Origin of the sequence: [Clostridium] innocuum (genome assembly GCA_012317185.1) — a bacterium.
Classification (GTDB): domain Bacteria; phylum Bacillota_I; class Bacilli_A; order Erysipelotrichales; family Erysipelotrichaceae; genus Clostridium_AQ; species Clostridium_AQ innocuum.
On sequence record CP048838.1, the window covers coordinates 1,988,950 to 2,004,627 of the forward strand.

Sequence of the window (15,678 nt, forward strand, 5' to 3'; positions counted from 1 at the left end):
ATGTGCGGAGCATTGTGTATCCCAGACAATGCATAATCTGCGTGTAAGGTGCAGCTGTTTGAAAGAGAGAAGAAAAAGGATGGTTCTAAGAATCATCCTTTTCTACTATTATCTGCATTTATTGCGCAGGCTTTAAGACCTCTGTCAGGGCAGCGTTTACCTTAGCTGTCTGTTCATCAATCTGTGCCTGTGTGGCATTTGCATCGCCGTATACTGTTTTTGCAGTATTCAATATACTGTCAAATTGAAGTACACTTTCTACCGTATAGGAGTTACGGTTGATGGCGTTTCCTTTATTGATTGCTTCATTTAATGCATCACGGCTGATCACCGGCTTCTGTACCAGCGTGTTGATGGCATTGTTCACGGCAGAGGTTTGTGCATCAATTTGTGCCTGTGTGGATTTTTTATTGTCATAGACTGATTTTGCGCTGTTTACGGCAGCGTTTAATGCATGGATGCTCTCTGGTGTATACAGAGAGGTATTGATGCCTGCCGCCTTGGTAAGGGCAGCATTCAGACTGCTCTTATTTGCGCTGGATACCAGACCGTTCAAGGCTGCCTGCAAATCTGCCTTCGCCTTATCAATATCCTCCTGTGGAGCCATATCATCCTTTAGAATTTTTTCCGCAGCTGCAATTGCCGCCTGCAGCTTGCTGTAGGTTTCCGCCGTATAATCAGAGGATTTCATACCCTTGGCAGAGCTTACTGCAGATTTCAATGCCTTATTGTTTGTTTTGGAATTAGCGATTGTTAATGGATTGTTCTGCTTGGCAGTTGCCAGCCATTCGGACTTGATCATACCGCCGCCATAGCTGCTGATGCCGCCCGGACTGGATATCATATGCTCATTTCCGGTTGCGATGCTGTCCAGCATATATTTGTTGATCCAGCCCGGAATATTGGCATTCAGTATTTCTTCGCTGATATATGTAGGTTTGCCCTCAATACCGCTGTCAAAGCCGCTCCACGTAGCGATGGTGTATTCGCTTGTGTAATTGATCATCCATTCATCCTTCATAGGGCCGCCATACTTCCAGGCATCATCCGCCCAGTCACTCGTTCCAGTCTTTCCATATACCGGATAGGCACCAAAGCCTAAACGGCTCATTAAATTCCAACCACTGTCTTTCCCGAAAATTGCACGGTAAAGCAGATCGCTGGTCATGTAGGCAGCCTGCGGAGATAGCGGCTGATGTGTTTGAACCTTTGCCTTGATGGTTTTATCTTCGTTTTTGTATACGATTTTCCGTACCATATGCGCCTCATTGTAGGTGCCGCCATTTGCTAGTGTCGCATAAGCCGCAGCCATTTCGGTAGGGGAGGCCATCATACCGGAAGCCCCTATGGAATACTGAATATCCATGTTCTTTGCGACATCCGGATCAAAGCCCATTTTCTTGGCATAGCTGATCATTTCATCATAGCCAACGCGATTTAACAGGGCATCAAAGGTATTGACCGCTGGGGTGTTCAAAGACTGTGCAATCGCACGCTCCATGGATACCTTGCCATTGTATGTACCGTTTGCATTGATAACATTCCAGTTACCGAAGCTGATTGCCTTGTCTACAAATACACGGGAGGTACAGTAACCAATTTTATCAAAGGATGGAGCGTAATCAAAGATCGGTTTGATACTGGAACCCGGCTGATGCGGCTCACGGAAACGGAAATGCACCTGACCGTCTGCGGATTTGATGTCGGTTCTGCCTGCACTCACAGCGATAACTTCACCGTTTTTGTTATTCAGAACAGTAAAGCCGATTTGATAATACTTGTTATCGGTTAAGCCGACGACCTTTCCGCTGGATGCCTTGTTTGCGGCCTTTTGTGCATTGATGTCCAGTGCTGTGTATACCTTCATTGGCGTTGTAGCCGGATCAACCCCGTATTTATCGATGATTTCATCCGCCGCTGCACGCACATAGTCCTTATAAGGGTCCAGTTCAGCAGCATCCGGCTCTCCGGCAACCTGAAACGCCAGCTTTGTTGCTTTTGCCAGCTTGTATTCTGTCTCTGTTATGTAGCCGTGATTCAGCATTTGATACAGTGTTTCATCCCGCCGCTTCATTGCCTGCTGATAGTAATTGTCACCATCGATGATGCCGTTGTAGGGATTGTTGCTGTTTGGCGCATTGATAACGCCGGCGAGGAAAGCACTTTCCGACAGGTTCAGATCCTCTACGTTTTTGCCAAAGTAATATTGTGCACCTTTTTGGATTCCACGGGTATGCTGACCGAAGTTGATCTGATTCAGGTATCTTGTCATGATGTCTTCCTTGCTCAATTCGTCATCCAGACACATGCTCAGATAAATTTCCTGAATTTTGCGTTCGATTTTTTCCTTGGTGCTGAAATATTTTCCTTCCTTCTGCATCTTGTCTTCCACAGGCTTCATGATGAAATTGTCGACCGTCTGCATGGTCAGCGTAGAGCCTCCCTGTGAAAGGTCACCGGATTTCATATTGTTGAATGCGCTGGAGATAAAACGGGGAAGGTCAAATCCGTTATGAGAATAAAAACGGGAATCCTCGATAGCCAGAAAAGCATCAATTGTTGATTGCGGAACCTGTTCATAGGTGATGTTTTCGCGGCTTTCTTCTCCCAGCTCTCCGATGATTGTCTTACCGTCACTTGCATAGAAAACAGACGGCTCGTCACTTTTCATCTTTTCTACCATTCCATCAGGATCAGCCTTATGTGCGATGTGGTAAAGCAGATAAGCACCTGTCCCGCTGCCAAGTAAGGCGATTGTCAGAAAAGCAATGATAATGCCGTTGACGATTTTACGCCCTCTGCTCAGCTTTCCTTTATTTTTCTCAGGCTTCTTTTTACGATTGGCAGAGTCTGCTTCCTCAGCTTCCGCACTGACAAGCGTTTCCTCATTCAGTATGTCTGTGTTGACAACTTCTGCCGAAACAGGCTCCTGCACAGCTTGCTCTGATAAAGTCTCATCCTCAGAAGAGGCGTCTTCTTCCAGGCTTGCTTCTGGAGTGTCCTCTGCAGGGATAGCTTCCTCATTCAGTATGTCCGTGTTGACGGCTTCTGCTGAAACAGGCTCCTGCACAGCTTGCTCTGATAAAGGTTCATCTTCAGAAGCGACGTCTTCTTCCAGGCTTGCTTCTGGAGTGCCTTCTGCAGGGGTAGCCTCCTCAGAAACGGTTGTATCTGCAGAAGCATTCTCTGCGGTGTTGAAATCAGACGGCATTCCTTCTGCACCAGCTTCTGTCTTTGCAGCTGCTGCATCGGATACTTCTGTTGTGGCTGACGTTTTTTCTTCATCAGTATCATTTTCTGTCACTTCAGCTTTCGTATCAGCGTCCACTGGGGCTTTTTCTGTATCCTGTGCAGGTCCAGTCTCCAATGCTGTCTCAACCGGTACTGCTTCCTTTTCCTTTGAAGCTGACCTATCTGCTTCCGTGGAGCCTTCCGCTTTCACAGAAGCCTGTGAATCCATGTCATCTGTTGTTTCTAAGGTGTCCTTTGCTTCTGGTTGCTGCGGTGATGCATTCACATCAACCGTTTCCTCGTTTGGATTTTGTTCCATATGATTTTTCCTCCTTGAAGTACAGGGCATCGACGTTATCAAGATAACATAATCTCGGTGTCAGACCCATACGGATAAGGGAACCTACTTCCTTCACTTTCATGTAAGATATCGATTTGCGTTCTCCCTCATAGTACATGTCAATCAGTATTGCGGCATCGATCAGATAGGTTTCTTCGAAGCAGGTGAAACGGATAATGAAAAATCCGATTCCTCCATGCTGTATCACCTTTTTTAAATGCTCAATCTGATGTGGATGAATGCTTTTGAAGGGGAACGAGGTCTTCTGCCTTGTTTCCTTTGCTTCAAAATCGATAGCTCTTCCACGATAGATACCGTTGTAATCTGTTGTACTTGGTGTTTTATAATAGGCTTCCGTAATTTTGGCGGCACTGCGCTCAGGGTAATCAACCTTGACAACCTGTATTGGTGTCGGCTTCTTATGTATCAATGCACGATCGCAGCTGCAGTAATATGCATTGGAATCATTCAAATCATTCTCCAACGACATCCCTCTTCCCATGTGGTTATCCTGGGCTTTAACGGCTGGTGTCGGCATCACTTTTCTATTTGGATATCCTATCACATTTATCACCTTTTTCTATTATATACAAATTTCCTTCTTATTTCTACTTTTGCGGGCAATGTTGTTGGAAAAATTTACTTTTATAAAGGTAAAGAATAAAAGACAGGATCATAAATCGATCCTGTCCTGCTTTATGGTGCCGGTGTTTGATTATTCTGGTTGTTCTGGGTATTGTCCGAAGGAGGTGTTGTACCGTTGCCGTTGTTTGCGTCGCCACCGGTATCCGGCGGTGGTGTGGTTTGCACAGGGGAGCTGATACAATTCTGCACAGCTGTATTGATGGCAGCGGTCGCCGCATCAATCTGTTCCTGCGTACTGTCCTTATTCGCGAGCACACTGTTACCGCTGCTGATTGCACTTTGCAAAGCCGCAACCTTATCGCTTTGATATTTGGTGGTATCCACATAGCCCTGCGCACTGTTCAGGGCCGAGCTCAGTGCCGAGGTATCCGTCTTCGGTGTTTCCTCTTTCTTTACAAGTCCCTGCATGGCGGCTTCCAATGCACTTCGTGCCGCATCGATTTCCTCCTGTGTTGCCGCAGAGTTCGCCATCACTTTTCGTGCCGCATCCAGAGCTTCCTTCAGCTTGGCATAGCTTTCCGCCGTATAATCATCTGCATTCATGCCTGCAGCACTGGATATTGCCGCTTCCAGCTTGCTGTTGGTGACATTCGCATTTTGTTCTGTCATCGGGTTGTTCTTTGCTGCCGAAGAGAGCCATTCTGTCTTGATCAGACCGCCGCCATAGGAGCTGATGCCATCCGGCTGTTGAATACGAACAGCGTTGGAACTGATGGTATCCAGCATGGATTTGTTGATCCAGCCGGGGATATTTGCGTTAATCATATCCATTGTGAAATATGCGCCTTCCTTTGCTGCATCAAAGCCTGACCAGGTCGCGATTGTGTATTCGCTTGTATAATTTATCATCCATTCATCCTTCATTGCGAGAACGGGAATACCGTATGCCACACCCAAGTCGGCCCAGTCACTGGTGCCTGTCTTACCATAGACAGGATAGGCGCCGAAGCCAAGGGAACCCATCAGGTTTTCACCCTTTGTTTTGCCGTTTACTGCCTTGTACAGCAGATCACTCATCATATAAGCTGCCTGCTCGGACATGACGCGCGTTTTCTTCGGCTTGTTGTCGAAGGTTCTGGATTCATCCTTATATTCCACCTTTGTGACCATGTGCGGTTCAATATAATAGCCGCCATTAGCCAGGGCTGCATAGGCAGCTGCCATTTGCGTTGTGGAGCCCTTCATTTCCGCACCACCGATGGAATACTGAAGACTGAAGGCATCGGCAACCGAATCACTGAAGCCTAAATTCTTTAGATACTGAATCATTGCATCCTGTCCTTCACTCTCCAGAAGAGCCTGCAGGGATTGCACGGCAATCGTATTCAGGGACTTGGATACAGCACGCTCTAGGCTGACCTTTCCATAGAAATTGCCATCGGAGTTCTGTACAGACCATCCGGTGAGATTCAGCGGCTTATCCTCCATGACACGGGAGGTAGCCCATCCCAGCTTATCAAAGGTTGGCGCATAATCCAGCAGCGGCTTGATGGTGGAGCCAACACTCTTCGGCTCTGTATAGCGATTCAAATAGGTCTTGGATTCCACATCGCCTCTGCCTCCGGAAACGGCGACGATTTCGCCGGTCTGATTGTTTAAAACAGTGAATCCGATTTGGAAATTGCTGTCCGAGAAGAATTCGACAGACCTACCGCTGGATAATTCATTGGCATGATCCTGTGCATGGATATCCAGGGATGTATAGATTTTCATGGGAACAAGTGCAGGATCCTCTCCGGTAAGCGCCTGTACTTCCTTCGCAGCTTCATATACATAGTCGTAATATTTATCAGAGCCGGCAGATGATTTTTTCTTCTCTCCGGTCAGCTGGAATGCCAGCTTTGTGCTTTTTGCCAGCTTGTATTCGGTTTCCGTAATATAGCCGTGCTTCAGCATCAGATTCAGTGTTTCATCTCTACGCTCACTCGCATACTGATAGAAGTTATCACCGGTGCTCTTGTCGTAGCCACGGTAGGGATTATAGCTGTTTGGTGCGTTGATGACACCGGCTAGAAAGGCACTTTCCGCCAGATTTAATTCCTCAACATTCTTACCAAAATAATATTCAGCACCCTTTTGAATACCGCGGGCACTGTCACCGAAATTGATTTCATTCAGATACTTCGTAATGATTTCTTCCTTGGACAGGTCCTTTTCCAGACTCATACTCATGTAGATTTCCTGTACCTTACGTTCTACTTTTTCCAACGCGGAATATGTCTTGCCCTCTTTTTCGGCCTTTTCCTCTTCCGGCTTCATGATGAAGTTGTCGATGGTCTGCATGGTCAGTGTGGAACCGCCCTGCGCAAAGCTTCCGGACTTTACATTGAATAAAGCACTGGAAATGAAGCGGGGAAGATCGAATCCGTTATGGGAAAAGTAACGGGAATCCTCGATTGCCAGAAAGGCATCGATCGTAGACTGGGGAATTTGCTTGTAGGTGACATTTTCCCGGCTGACACCGCCCCATTCATAAATTTTCGTACCGTCTGCCGCATAAAATGTCGATGGCTCCCGATTGACGATTTTATCCGCCATATCATCCGTATCCACAGAGCCGACAATCGTGCTCAGCATGAAGAATACGGAAACCCCTCCGACCAGTACCAGTGCCAGAAAAACGATGACAATGCTGCGGAATATCCTTCCACCGCCCTGTCCTGATTTCCTGCGGACTGCCTTTGGCTGTTGCTTTTTATCCATATGATGTTTCCTCCTTGTCGTATCGAATGCACACGATCAGTGTGTCAGATATTTAAAGTTATGATTGTGTCATTTACACATCCTATATCATAATCTACTATAAACAATTTTACAAACGATTTCCACCGCTTTAAGAAAATCGTTTGAATTTTCACATAGAAATCACATCGTCCCACGCTTCCACAGTGTGCCTGCGGCAACCTTATAATAATACACGTGTATGTCGAAACGTAGGAAAGTGTGCGTTTGTGTAATTTTCCCTTGCTTTTTTCTGGAAATTCTGAGAAACTATGTAAGTGGAAGGTGAAATTCATGGAAAAAAGATTCAAGCTAAAAGTGGAAGATGTATTGAATAAACAGTTTAATATAGATTTCAAGGGATATTCATCCGTAGAAGTGGATGAGTTTCTGGATCTTGTCATCAATGATTATCAGGAATATGATGCCATGATTGAGAATCTGGGGGAGCGTCTGCAGGAATATGAAAAGCAGATTGCTGCCATGAAGGCGAAAATCATCGAGCTGGAAGGGAAACAGGGAGCTGTTCAGGAGGAAAGCGTTGCTGCAAATGGCAATGTGGATATTCTGAAGCGTCTGACCCGTCTGGAAAACGCGGTGTTTGCCAGTAAAAAATAAACTGCTTCTTCTGCGGCAGTCGCTGGCCGTAAGGTCAGAGGAAAGTCCATGCTCGCACATTCTGTGATGAATGTAGTGTTTGTGCTGGATGAAACGATAAATCCAGGCAGCGTAAGCTGACGGCTGGAGAAGGCCTGTGGTGAAAGCTATGGCGGACTCCTTTAAAAGTGCCACAGAAACGAGCTTTTCGGGAAACCGGAAAGATGGAACGGGTAAACCCCGCAAGCGAGAAACCCAAATTTGGTAGGGGAATCTAATCACGGCAAAACGAAGCCAGTGATCGGAACGTGGAAACACGTAGATAAATGACTGCCACTTTCGCAAGAGAGTACAGAACATGGCTTATGCAGTGGAAGCAATCAGCGAAGGCGCGTCCTTCGCTTTTTCATGTCTTTACATGCAGGGAAGGCGGGCTGAAAGAAGCCTTGGTAAACAACAGGCTATCCAAAGAGAATGCTATTCGAATCAGCCGCAGCCTTTTCCTGTTCTACGGTATGAAAATGAGGGATTTATGGGATAAAAAAGTGAAAGACGAATTTTGTGAAGGTTTCATTTACATAAAAGAATTTGACTGATATAATAATAGAGATTATAAAATCTGTTCATACTGATATGTGACAAGTTAAGATAAATAAAGAGGTGCTCTATGGAAGAAATCGGTAGACTGTTAAAAGAGAAAAGATTAGAGCTGGGGCTGACCATCGAAGAAGTGAGCGATCAGACACGCCTGACTCAGAAACATATAAAAGCGCTGGAGGAAGGAGACATCGGTTTTTTTCATGATGATCTGTCTTATCTGCGCTTCTTTGTGAAATCCTATTGCGATGTACTGGGACTGGACTTTGAGGACATCAAGGATGAGCTGCGTAAGGATGTTAATGATTACACCATGACCTTTACAACCTCGGCACAGATCAACCATGAGGAAATTGAAAAGAATATTGCAAAGTCGGAAAAGCTAAGCAAGGTTTCCACAGCGAATGTAAAAACGAGGCAGAAGCGACGGTTTCGCAAGCCGGATATGTCTCTGGTATCCCTGATTGCCATTGTGGCAGTCGTGGCAATCGTTATCATGTTTGCGTTTGTCGTATTTCTGAAATCGGATGCAGGTAAGGGGAAAACAGCGAATAATGCGCAGCCAACTGCACCGGAGCAGACGGAAAACGGTACGAATAAGTATCCGAGCAGCGACGAAAAGAAAGAGGAAGAGGGACAGCAGAAGGAAGAGGAAAAGGAAATCAGTATATCCAAAATCGATGCGACCCATTACACCATTGAAAATCTGAAGGACGGGGAGGAGCTGAATTTTGAAGTTACCTTTGCGGGAAGCTCCTCCGGATTCAGCGCCAGTGTTGACGGCAAGGTGCTGGATGAGCCAAAGGCACAGGTATACGAATACAAATCCTCTGCAAAAGGAACAGTGAAGGCGAAAAAGGGCATGAAGCTGGAGCTTTATGTCGGCTATATGTATAATACACAGTTAAAGATCAATGACAAGAATGTAAAGCTGGATGATTCCATTGTGAATTCGAGCGGTGCCATCACACTGGAGTTTACGATTGCGGGTGACAGTGATGAATCTTCCAAATAAGCTGTCGATGTTTCGCATCGTACTGGTTCCGGTTATCGCCTGTATCTATCTGTTTACAGATTTGCCGGAGGCCTTTGGTGCTGATGTGAGCGGTGAGCATATTGCTGTCAGCATGACGGCACTGCTTGTACTGATTCTGTTTGCAATTGCGAGCTTTACCGATTACTTGGATGGATATATCGCAAGAAAGCACAATCTGATTACCTCCTTCGGGAAATTTATCGATCCGATTGCGGATAAGCTGCTGGTGAATACGATGTTCATCCTGTTTGCAGTGGACGGTGTGGTACCTGCGGTATTTGTGCTGATTATGATATGGCGGGATATGATCGTGGATGGACTGCGTATGAATGCCAGTGCCAAGGGCAAGGTGGTTGCTGCCGGTATGATGGGCAAGGCGAAAACGGTGCTGCAGATGTTCGCCATCATCTTTCTGCTGTTGAACAACCTGCCGTTTGCGTTTGTATCACTTCCTGTCGCTGATATTCTGTTTTATGCGGCAGTGGCGGTGTCGGTGGCAAGCGGAGCAGAGTATTTCCTAAAGCTGAAGGATATTGTCATGGAGACAATGTAAATATGAAGGCATTGATCGAACGCCTGAAAAAGGACAGGCTGACCATTGGCAGCTGTGAGAGTCTGACTGCCGGTCTGTTCGCAAGTACAATAGCAGAAGTCAGTGGTGCTTCTGCTGTTTTAAAAGGCAGTATTGTCACCTATTGGACCGAATGCAAGGTCAATGTTGTGCATGTGCGTGAAGAAATTGTAGAGAAATACGGGGTTGTCAGTGCACCCTGCGCAAAAGAGATGGCGGAAAAGGCAAGACTGCTGCTGGATGTCGATCTGTGTGTATCCTTTAGCGGTAATGCGGGGCCGGACACCATGGAGGGGAAGCCGGCAGGTCTGGTTTATTGTGCGATTGCAGACCGGCACCGCTGTGAGGTTTATGAATTTCATCTGACGATGGAGCGCAATGCATTGAGAAAAAAACTCGTTGAGGAAATGGGAAAGCAGGTCATCCGTTTTCTGGATGCATGCTGATTCGTAAATATAATTGGAAAAAGGAGAAATGAATGGAAAAAGAGAAAAAGTCCCAGGATAAGGACACAAAGAAAAAGAATCTGCTGGATGATACATTAAAGCAGATTGAAAAACAGTTTGGAAAAGGCTCCATTATGAAGCTTGGAGATCGTGCTTCTGTGGAAATCGATGCTATATCCTCCGGGTCCATCAAGGTGGATGAGGCATTGGGAATCGGTGGATATCCGAAGGGGCGAATCGTGGAAATCTACGGTCCGGAGTCCAGTGGTAAGACAACGCTGGCTCTGCATGCCATTGCGGAGGTACAGAAAAAGGGCGGACGCGCAGCCTTTATCGATGCGGAAAATGCCATTGATCCCACCTACGCCAAGAATCTTGGTGTCAATATCGATGATTTGATTCTTTCCCAGCCGGACAGCGGAGAGCAGGCGCTGGATATTACAGAAATGCTGATCAAGAGTGGTGCAATCGATCTGGTTGTTGTCGATTCCGTTGCGGCACTGGTGCCGCAGGCTGAGCTGGACGGTGAGATGGGGGATGCAAATGTCGGCTTGCAGGCCCGTATGATGTCCAAGGCCATGCGGAAGCTGAGCGGTATTATGAACCGCAGTGAATGTACGGCTATCTTTATCAACCAGCTGCGAGAAAAGGTCGGCATCATGTTTGGAAATCCGGAAACGACGCCGGGGGGAAGAGCGCTGAAATTCTACTCCTCTGTACGTCTGGATATCCGACGCAGTGAGGCCATCAAGAACGGTACGGATATCATCGGTAACAAGGTGAACGTCAAGGTTGTAAAGAATAAGGTTGCACCTCCGTTTAAGGTTGCACAGATTGAAATTATGTATGGTGAGGGAATCTCCTATGTGGCAGAGCTGCTGGATCTTTGTGTGGATCATGATATCGTTATGAAAAGCGGAGCATGGTTCTCCTATAACGGCGAGAAAATCGGACAGGGCAAGGAAGCTGCCAAGACCTTTATCAAGAGCAACCCTGCACTGATGGAGGAGCTCGGCGCAAAGCTGCGAGAGAAAACCGCACCGCAGAAAGCTGAAGTAAGTGAGGAGAAAAAGGAGGAAGCATAGGCTTCTTCTTTTTCTGTAAATATGGAAACACTTACATAAATTCACGCATTTTTGTGAAAAGTGCGCTTTTTTGTTGAGAAAAATGTGAAAATTATGTACAATATAATACAGAGAGAAAACTCTCTGAGAAAGACGAATGGAGGAATTGTGGTATGGATAATCCACTTATCATCTTTTTGTCTGTGTTGACAGGTCTTGCCATTGGTGTGGTAATCATGGTGATTATCTCCAAGGCGGGTTTAAATAAAGATCAGCAAAAGGCATCCATGCTGTTGAAGGAAGCGGAAACAAAAGCCGATTCCATGGTAAAACAGGCAGTGCTGGATGGTCGTACACAAGCTCATGAATTAAAGATTGCGGCTGAGAAGGAAATTAAGGAACGCAAGCAGGAAGTGACCGATATGGAAAACAAACTGCTGCGCAGAGAAGACAACCTGAATTTCCGTGATGAAACGTTGACCAGCAAAGAAAAGCAGATCGATGTGAAGAGTGCGCAGTTAGCTGACAAAATGGCAATGCTAGATAAAAAAGATAAAGAATTACAGGAAAAAATTGATGTGCAGGTAGAGGAGCTAGAGCGTGTTGCTTCCCTGACAACTGCCGAAGCAAGAGAAGAACTGATGGCCATCACAGAAAAGCGTATGGAAAAAGAAACGATGGCATATATTAAAGAAAAGGAAGAGGAAGCGAAGTCCATTGCGGACGAAAAGGCACGCAATATCGTCGCCCTCAGTATTCAGCGGATTTCCTCTGATGAGGCGGTGGATCGCACCGTATCCGTCGTATCACTGCCAAGTGAGGAAATGAAGGGAAGAATCATCGGTCGTGAAGGTAGAAATATCAAGGCGATTGAACAGGCAACCGGTGTTGATCTGATCATTGATGATACTCCGGAAACAATTACCGTTTCCTGCTTTGACCCGATTCGAAGAGAGGTCGCAAGACTGGCTCTGGAGCATCTGATCAAGGACGGACGTATTCAGCCTGGACGCATTGAAGAGGTTGTACACAAAATCAAGAAGGAAATGGATACCAATATCATGAAGACCGGTGAGGATACCGTCTTCAAGCTTGGCATCGGCAGAATTGATCGAGAAATCATTCGTCTGATCGGACGTTTGAAGTATCGTTTCTCTTATGGACAAAATGCACTGCAGCACAGTATGGAGGTTGCTCACCTTACCGGTATGATGGCAGCAGAGCTGGGCTTGAACCAGCAGCTGGCGAAGCGTGCAGGTCTTCTGCATGATATCGGAAAGGCACTGGACTTTGAAGTCGAGGGCAGTCATATCGAGCTGGGCTACAAGTTCTGTAAGAAGCATGGAGAGCGTGAGGTTGTCTTAAATGCCATCCAGTCACACCATGGGGAAGTGGAACCGCAGTTCTTGATTTCCAATCTGGTTATCGCAGCGGATACGATTTCCGCAGCCCGTCCGGGTGCGCGCTATGAAGCCCTGCAGAATTACATCAATCGTCTGGAGGAGCTTGAGAAAATCACGAAGTCCTTCGATGGGGTAGACAGCGCCTATGCTATTCAGGCAGGACGCGAGGTTCGCGTAATGGCGGTGCCGGAGAAGATGGATGATCTGGGATGCCATAAGCTGGCCCGTGATATCAAGGATAAGATTGAAGCTGAGCTTACATACCCCGGACAGATCAAGGTGACGGTCATTCGTGAAACCAGAGCCTGCGAACTGGCGAAGTAGCATGAATATTCTGTTTCTTGGAGATATTGTCGGCTCCGTTGGAAGAGAGTGTGTGCGGGAGCAGCTTCCGCGGCTGAAGGAGCAGTATGAAATCGATTTGGTCGTTGCCAATGCTGAAAATTCGGCACATGGTAAGGGCATTACCAGAAAGATTTATCATCAGCTGCTTGCCATGGGCATAGATGTATGCACCATGGGAAATCATACCTTCTCCAAAAATGATATTTATCAGTTTATTGAGGAGGCAGACCGCATGGTTCGCCCAGCCAATATGGAGCCGCTGGAATATGGGCAGCATACCGTTGTTGTAAAGGTCAACGGCATGCGCGTTGCCATCACCAATCTTTGCGGTGAGGTCTGGATGAATAACGTTGTGGATTCTCCGTTCTTCTGCATGGAGGATATCCTGAATGACATTGATGCGGATATTTATCTGGTTGATCTGCATGCGGAAACAACCAGCGAGAAGATCGCCTTTACCTATCAGTTTGCCGGACGTGTGCAGGCGGTTGTGGGAACCCACACGCATGTTCAGACGGCAGACGAGCGTCTGGTATACGGAACAGCGGCCATCACCGATCTGGGGATGTGCGGTGCCTATACCAGTGTGTTGGGGCGGGATGTACAGGAGATACTGACACGCTTTACAACGAATGAGAAAACGAAGTTTAAAATAGCGGATGGTCCGGGAATTCTGTGTGGTGCCGTGGTTCGTATTGATGAGACCGCAAGAAAGGCAATACACATAGAACGTATCCAGATTCGTCCCGAACAAGCAGAATGCTAAAGCCGTGTAATTCACGGCTTTTTCTTTACCTGCGGTGTGTGATTCAACTGTGAAGGATGTAGAAAAATTCACATCTTTTTCATAGTGAAAAGCTTGCACTGCGACGGGTATATGGTATAATAGAGGAGGTTGTAAAGGAGGAATAAACAATGGCAGTTAAAGTAGATGTAGATACTTGCATCGGTTGTGGTGCATGTGTAGGTGTTTGCCCGGTTGGTGCTCTGAGCATGAACGATGATGGTAAATCCGTATGTGATGAAGGAACTTGTATTGACTGTGGATCATGCGTAAGCGCTTGTCCAGTTTCTGCAATCTCTCAGTAAACCAAGCCAATCAGCTTGGTTTTTTTAAGTAAGTCCGCCATCGTGGATGGCTTATATAGATAGGAGTTTGATTATGAAAAAACAACCGGGATGGGCACTTCCCAATCTGAAGGATGCCCAGGTAAGAACAACCAAGGAAGCCGTCATTGAGAAATCGCTGTTTCAGATACCGGAGCAGATTCGATTGCTGGGACAGGGAAAGAAATATTATCTGCGCACGTATGGCTGTCAGGCGAATGAACGGGACAGTGAAACACTGGCGGGCATTCTGGAGGAGATGAATTTCACTGCGGTGGAGCATCCCGAGGATGCGGATCTGATTCTGATGAATACATGCGCTATCCGAAAAAATGCGGAGGATAAGGTACTGGGGGAAATCGGCTCCCTGAAACGCTTGAAACGCAAGAAGCCGGACCTGCTGTTTGGACTGTGCGGATGCATGGCACAGGAGGAGGATGTTGTTGCCAAGCTGCTGGAAACGTATCGTCATGTGAATCTGATTTTCGGCACCCATAACATTCACCGTCTTCCGGAGCTGCTGTATGATGTCATGGTGAATGGAAATCGCAGTGTTGAGGTGCTTTCCAAAGAGGGGGATGTTATTGAAAATCTGCCGGTTCGCCGCTTTGGCAAGCATAAGGCATGGGTAAACATCATGTACGGTTGCGATAAGTTCTGTACATACTGCATTGTGCCATATACCCGGGGGAAGGAACGCTCCCGTATGATGGAGGATATTCTGGAGGAGGTACGCATTCTGAAAGCAGAGGGCTTCAAGGAAATCACGCTGCTTGGCCAGAATGTCAATTCCTATGGAAAGGATTTGCATATGGAAGGCGGTTTCGCAGGACTGCTGGAGGAAACGGCAAAGATAGGAATCGAGCGCATCCGCTTCACGACGAGTCACCCGTGGGACTTTACGGATGAGATGATAGATGTGATTGCACGCTATGATAACATCATGCCGTTTATTCATCTGCCGGTACAAAGCGGGGACAGCGATATCCTGAAAATCATGGGAAGACGCTATACCAGAGAACAGTATCTGACGTTATTCCACAAGATTAAGGAACGGATTCCATATTGTGCGATCTCTACCGATATCATCGTCGGCTTTCCAAATGAAACAGAGGAGCAGTTTCAAAACACGTTGTCTCTGGTGGACGAATGCCGGTTTGATAATGCCTTTACCTTTATCTATTCGCCGCGGGAGGGGACGCCTGCGGCATCCATGGCGGATAATGTTGAGCTAGCGGTTAAGCAGCGCCGTCTGCAGGAGCTGAATGAGCGCTGGAACCTGTATGCGCGTGAAAAGAACGAGGAATATCTGGGAAGTGTTGTCAAGGTACTGGTGGATGGTGAAAGCAAGAAGAATCCGGAAGTGTTCAGCGGGTACACGGAAACCAATAAGCTGGTGAATTTCAGGCGGACGACTGCACAGAGCGGGGATATCGTTTCAGTGAAAATTACGGCCTGCAAAACATTTTCACTGGATGGAGAACAGATATAAAAGTGAGAAATCACTTTTTTTCTTGTCAAAATATGATAAAATAGGTCGTATGGGCGTAATTTTCTTATGAGAAGGGCATATTT

The 15,678-nt window shown here is 46.7% G+C and carries 13 protein-coding genes and 1 other RNA gene; 11 read left to right on the top strand and 3 right to left on the bottom strand.

Annotation, left to right across the window (positions count from 1 at the left end):
* Positions 1–118: 118 nt before the first annotated feature.
* From G4D54_09515 to G4D54_09525, 3 genes are all read right to left on the bottom strand, one after another.
* Positions 119–3,550: a penicillin-binding protein 2 gene (locus G4D54_09515; protein QJA02651.1), complete on the bottom strand. Its 3,432-nt coding sequence runs from the start codon at positions 3,548–3,550 to the stop codon at positions 119–121.
* Entirely contained in the window at positions 3,519–4,109 is a 591-nt protein-coding gene (recU, locus tag G4D54_09520; GenBank protein ID QJA05182.1) for a Holliday junction resolvase RecU, read from the bottom strand. The genes G4D54_09515 and recU overlap by 32 nt, the downstream gene beginning before the upstream one ends.
* 158 nt (positions 4,110–4,267) lie before the next feature.
* Positions 4,268–6,919, bottom strand: a complete 2,652-nt coding sequence (locus G4D54_09525) for a penicillin-binding protein (protein QJA02652.1) — start codon at positions 6,917–6,919, stop codon at positions 4,268–4,270.
* A gap of 312 nt (positions 6,920–7,231) precedes the next feature.
* Here G4D54_09525 and G4D54_09530 point away from each other — a divergent pair, with 312 nt between their 5' ends.
* From G4D54_09530 to miaB, 11 genes are all read left to right on the top strand, one after another.
* Positions 7,232–7,555 carry a DivIVA domain-containing protein gene (locus G4D54_09530; GenBank protein QJA02653.1) on the top strand — a complete coding sequence of 108 codons (324 nt, stop codon included), beginning with the start codon at positions 7,232–7,234 and terminating at the stop codon, positions 7,553–7,555.
* A 7-nt stretch (positions 7,556–7,562) separates the two neighbouring features.
* Positions 7,563–7,905, top strand: an RNA gene (gene rnpB, locus G4D54_09535) — RNase P RNA component class B.
* Entirely contained in the window at positions 7,900–8,130 is a 231-nt protein-coding gene (locus tag G4D54_09540; protein QJA02654.1) for a hypothetical protein, read from the top strand. The genes rnpB and G4D54_09540 overlap by 6 nt, the downstream gene beginning before the upstream one ends.
* Positions 8,131–8,201: 71 nt before the next feature.
* A complete protein-coding gene (locus tag G4D54_09545) occupies positions 8,202–9,146 on the top strand; it encodes a helix-turn-helix domain-containing protein (protein ID QJA02655.1) in 945 nt (314 codons plus the stop codon).
* Positions 9,130–9,720: a CDP-diacylglycerol--glycerol-3-phosphate 3-phosphatidyltransferase gene (pgsA, locus tag G4D54_09550; GenBank protein ID QJA02656.1), complete on the top strand. Its 591-nt coding sequence runs from the start codon at positions 9,130–9,132 to the stop codon at positions 9,718–9,720. The genes G4D54_09545 and pgsA overlap by 17 nt, the downstream gene beginning before the upstream one ends.
* A 2-nt stretch (positions 9,721–9,722) precedes the next feature.
* The gene (locus tag G4D54_09555) at positions 9,723–10,184 is read left to right on the top strand and encodes a CinA family protein (protein QJA02657.1); all 462 of its coding nucleotides are present in this window, start codon (positions 9,723–9,725) and stop codon (positions 10,182–10,184) included.
* 32 nt (positions 10,185–10,216) lie between these two features.
* On the top strand, positions 10,217–11,269 hold the full coding sequence (gene recA, locus G4D54_09560) for a recombinase RecA (protein ID QJA02658.1): 1,053 nt from the start codon (positions 10,217–10,219) through the stop codon (positions 11,267–11,269).
* A gap of 152 nt (positions 11,270–11,421) precedes the next feature.
* Positions 11,422–12,975, top strand: coding sequence for a ribonuclease Y (gene rny, locus G4D54_09565; protein ID QJA02659.1), 1,554 nt, complete (start codon positions 11,422–11,424; stop codon positions 12,973–12,975).
* A 1-nt stretch (position 12,976) separates the two neighbouring features.
* Positions 12,977–13,762, top strand: a complete 786-nt coding sequence (locus G4D54_09570; protein ID QJA02660.1) for a TIGR00282 family metallophosphoesterase — start codon at positions 12,977–12,979, stop codon at positions 13,760–13,762.
* Positions 13,763–13,911: 149 nt separating this feature from the next.
* Entirely contained in the window at positions 13,912–14,085 is a 174-nt protein-coding gene (locus G4D54_09575; protein ID QJA02661.1) for a 4Fe-4S binding protein, read from the top strand.
* Positions 14,086–14,158: 73 nt separating this feature from the next.
* The gene (gene miaB, locus G4D54_09580; GenBank protein QJA02662.1) at positions 14,159–15,595 is read left to right on the top strand and encodes a tRNA (N6-isopentenyl adenosine(37)-C2)-methylthiotransferase MiaB; all 1,437 of its coding nucleotides are present in this window, start codon (positions 14,159–14,161) and stop codon (positions 15,593–15,595) included.
* Positions 15,596–15,678 lie beyond the last annotated feature (83 nt).

Bases quoted from the DNA above. Each gene is read 5' to 3' on its own strand.
- G4D54_09515 (QJA02651.1), bottom strand. From the start codon at position 3,550: ATGGAACAAAATCCAAACGAGGAAACGGTTGATGTGAATGCATCACCG.
- recU (QJA05182.1), bottom strand. From the start codon at position 4,109: ATGCCGACACCAGCCGTTAAAGCCCAGGATAACCACATGGGAAGAGGG.
- G4D54_09525 (QJA02652.1), bottom strand. From the start codon at position 6,919: ATGGATAAAAAGCAACAGCCAAAGGCAGTCCGCAGGAAATCAGGACAG.
- G4D54_09530 (QJA02653.1), top strand. From the start codon at position 7,232: ATGGAAAAAAGATTCAAGCTAAAAGTGGAAGATGTATTGAATAAACAG.
- G4D54_09540 (QJA02654.1), top strand. From the start codon at position 7,900: ATGCAGTGGAAGCAATCAGCGAAGGCGCGTCCTTCGCTTTTTCATGTC.
- G4D54_09545 (QJA02655.1), top strand. From the start codon at position 8,202: ATGGAAGAAATCGGTAGACTGTTAAAAGAGAAAAGATTAGAGCTGGGG.
- pgsA (QJA02656.1), top strand. From the start codon at position 9,130: ATGAATCTTCCAAATAAGCTGTCGATGTTTCGCATCGTACTGGTTCCG.
- G4D54_09555 (QJA02657.1), top strand. From the start codon at position 9,723: ATGAAGGCATTGATCGAACGCCTGAAAAAGGACAGGCTGACCATTGGC.
- recA (QJA02658.1), top strand. From the start codon at position 10,217: ATGGAAAAAGAGAAAAAGTCCCAGGATAAGGACACAAAGAAAAAGAAT.
- rny (QJA02659.1), top strand. From the start codon at position 11,422: ATGGATAATCCACTTATCATCTTTTTGTCTGTGTTGACAGGTCTTGCC.
- G4D54_09570 (QJA02660.1), top strand. From the start codon at position 12,977: ATGAATATTCTGTTTCTTGGAGATATTGTCGGCTCCGTTGGAAGAGAG.
- G4D54_09575 (QJA02661.1), top strand. From the start codon at position 13,912: ATGGCAGTTAAAGTAGATGTAGATACTTGCATCGGTTGTGGTGCATGT.
- miaB (QJA02662.1), top strand. From the start codon at position 14,159: ATGAAAAAACAACCGGGATGGGCACTTCCCAATCTGAAGGATGCCCAG.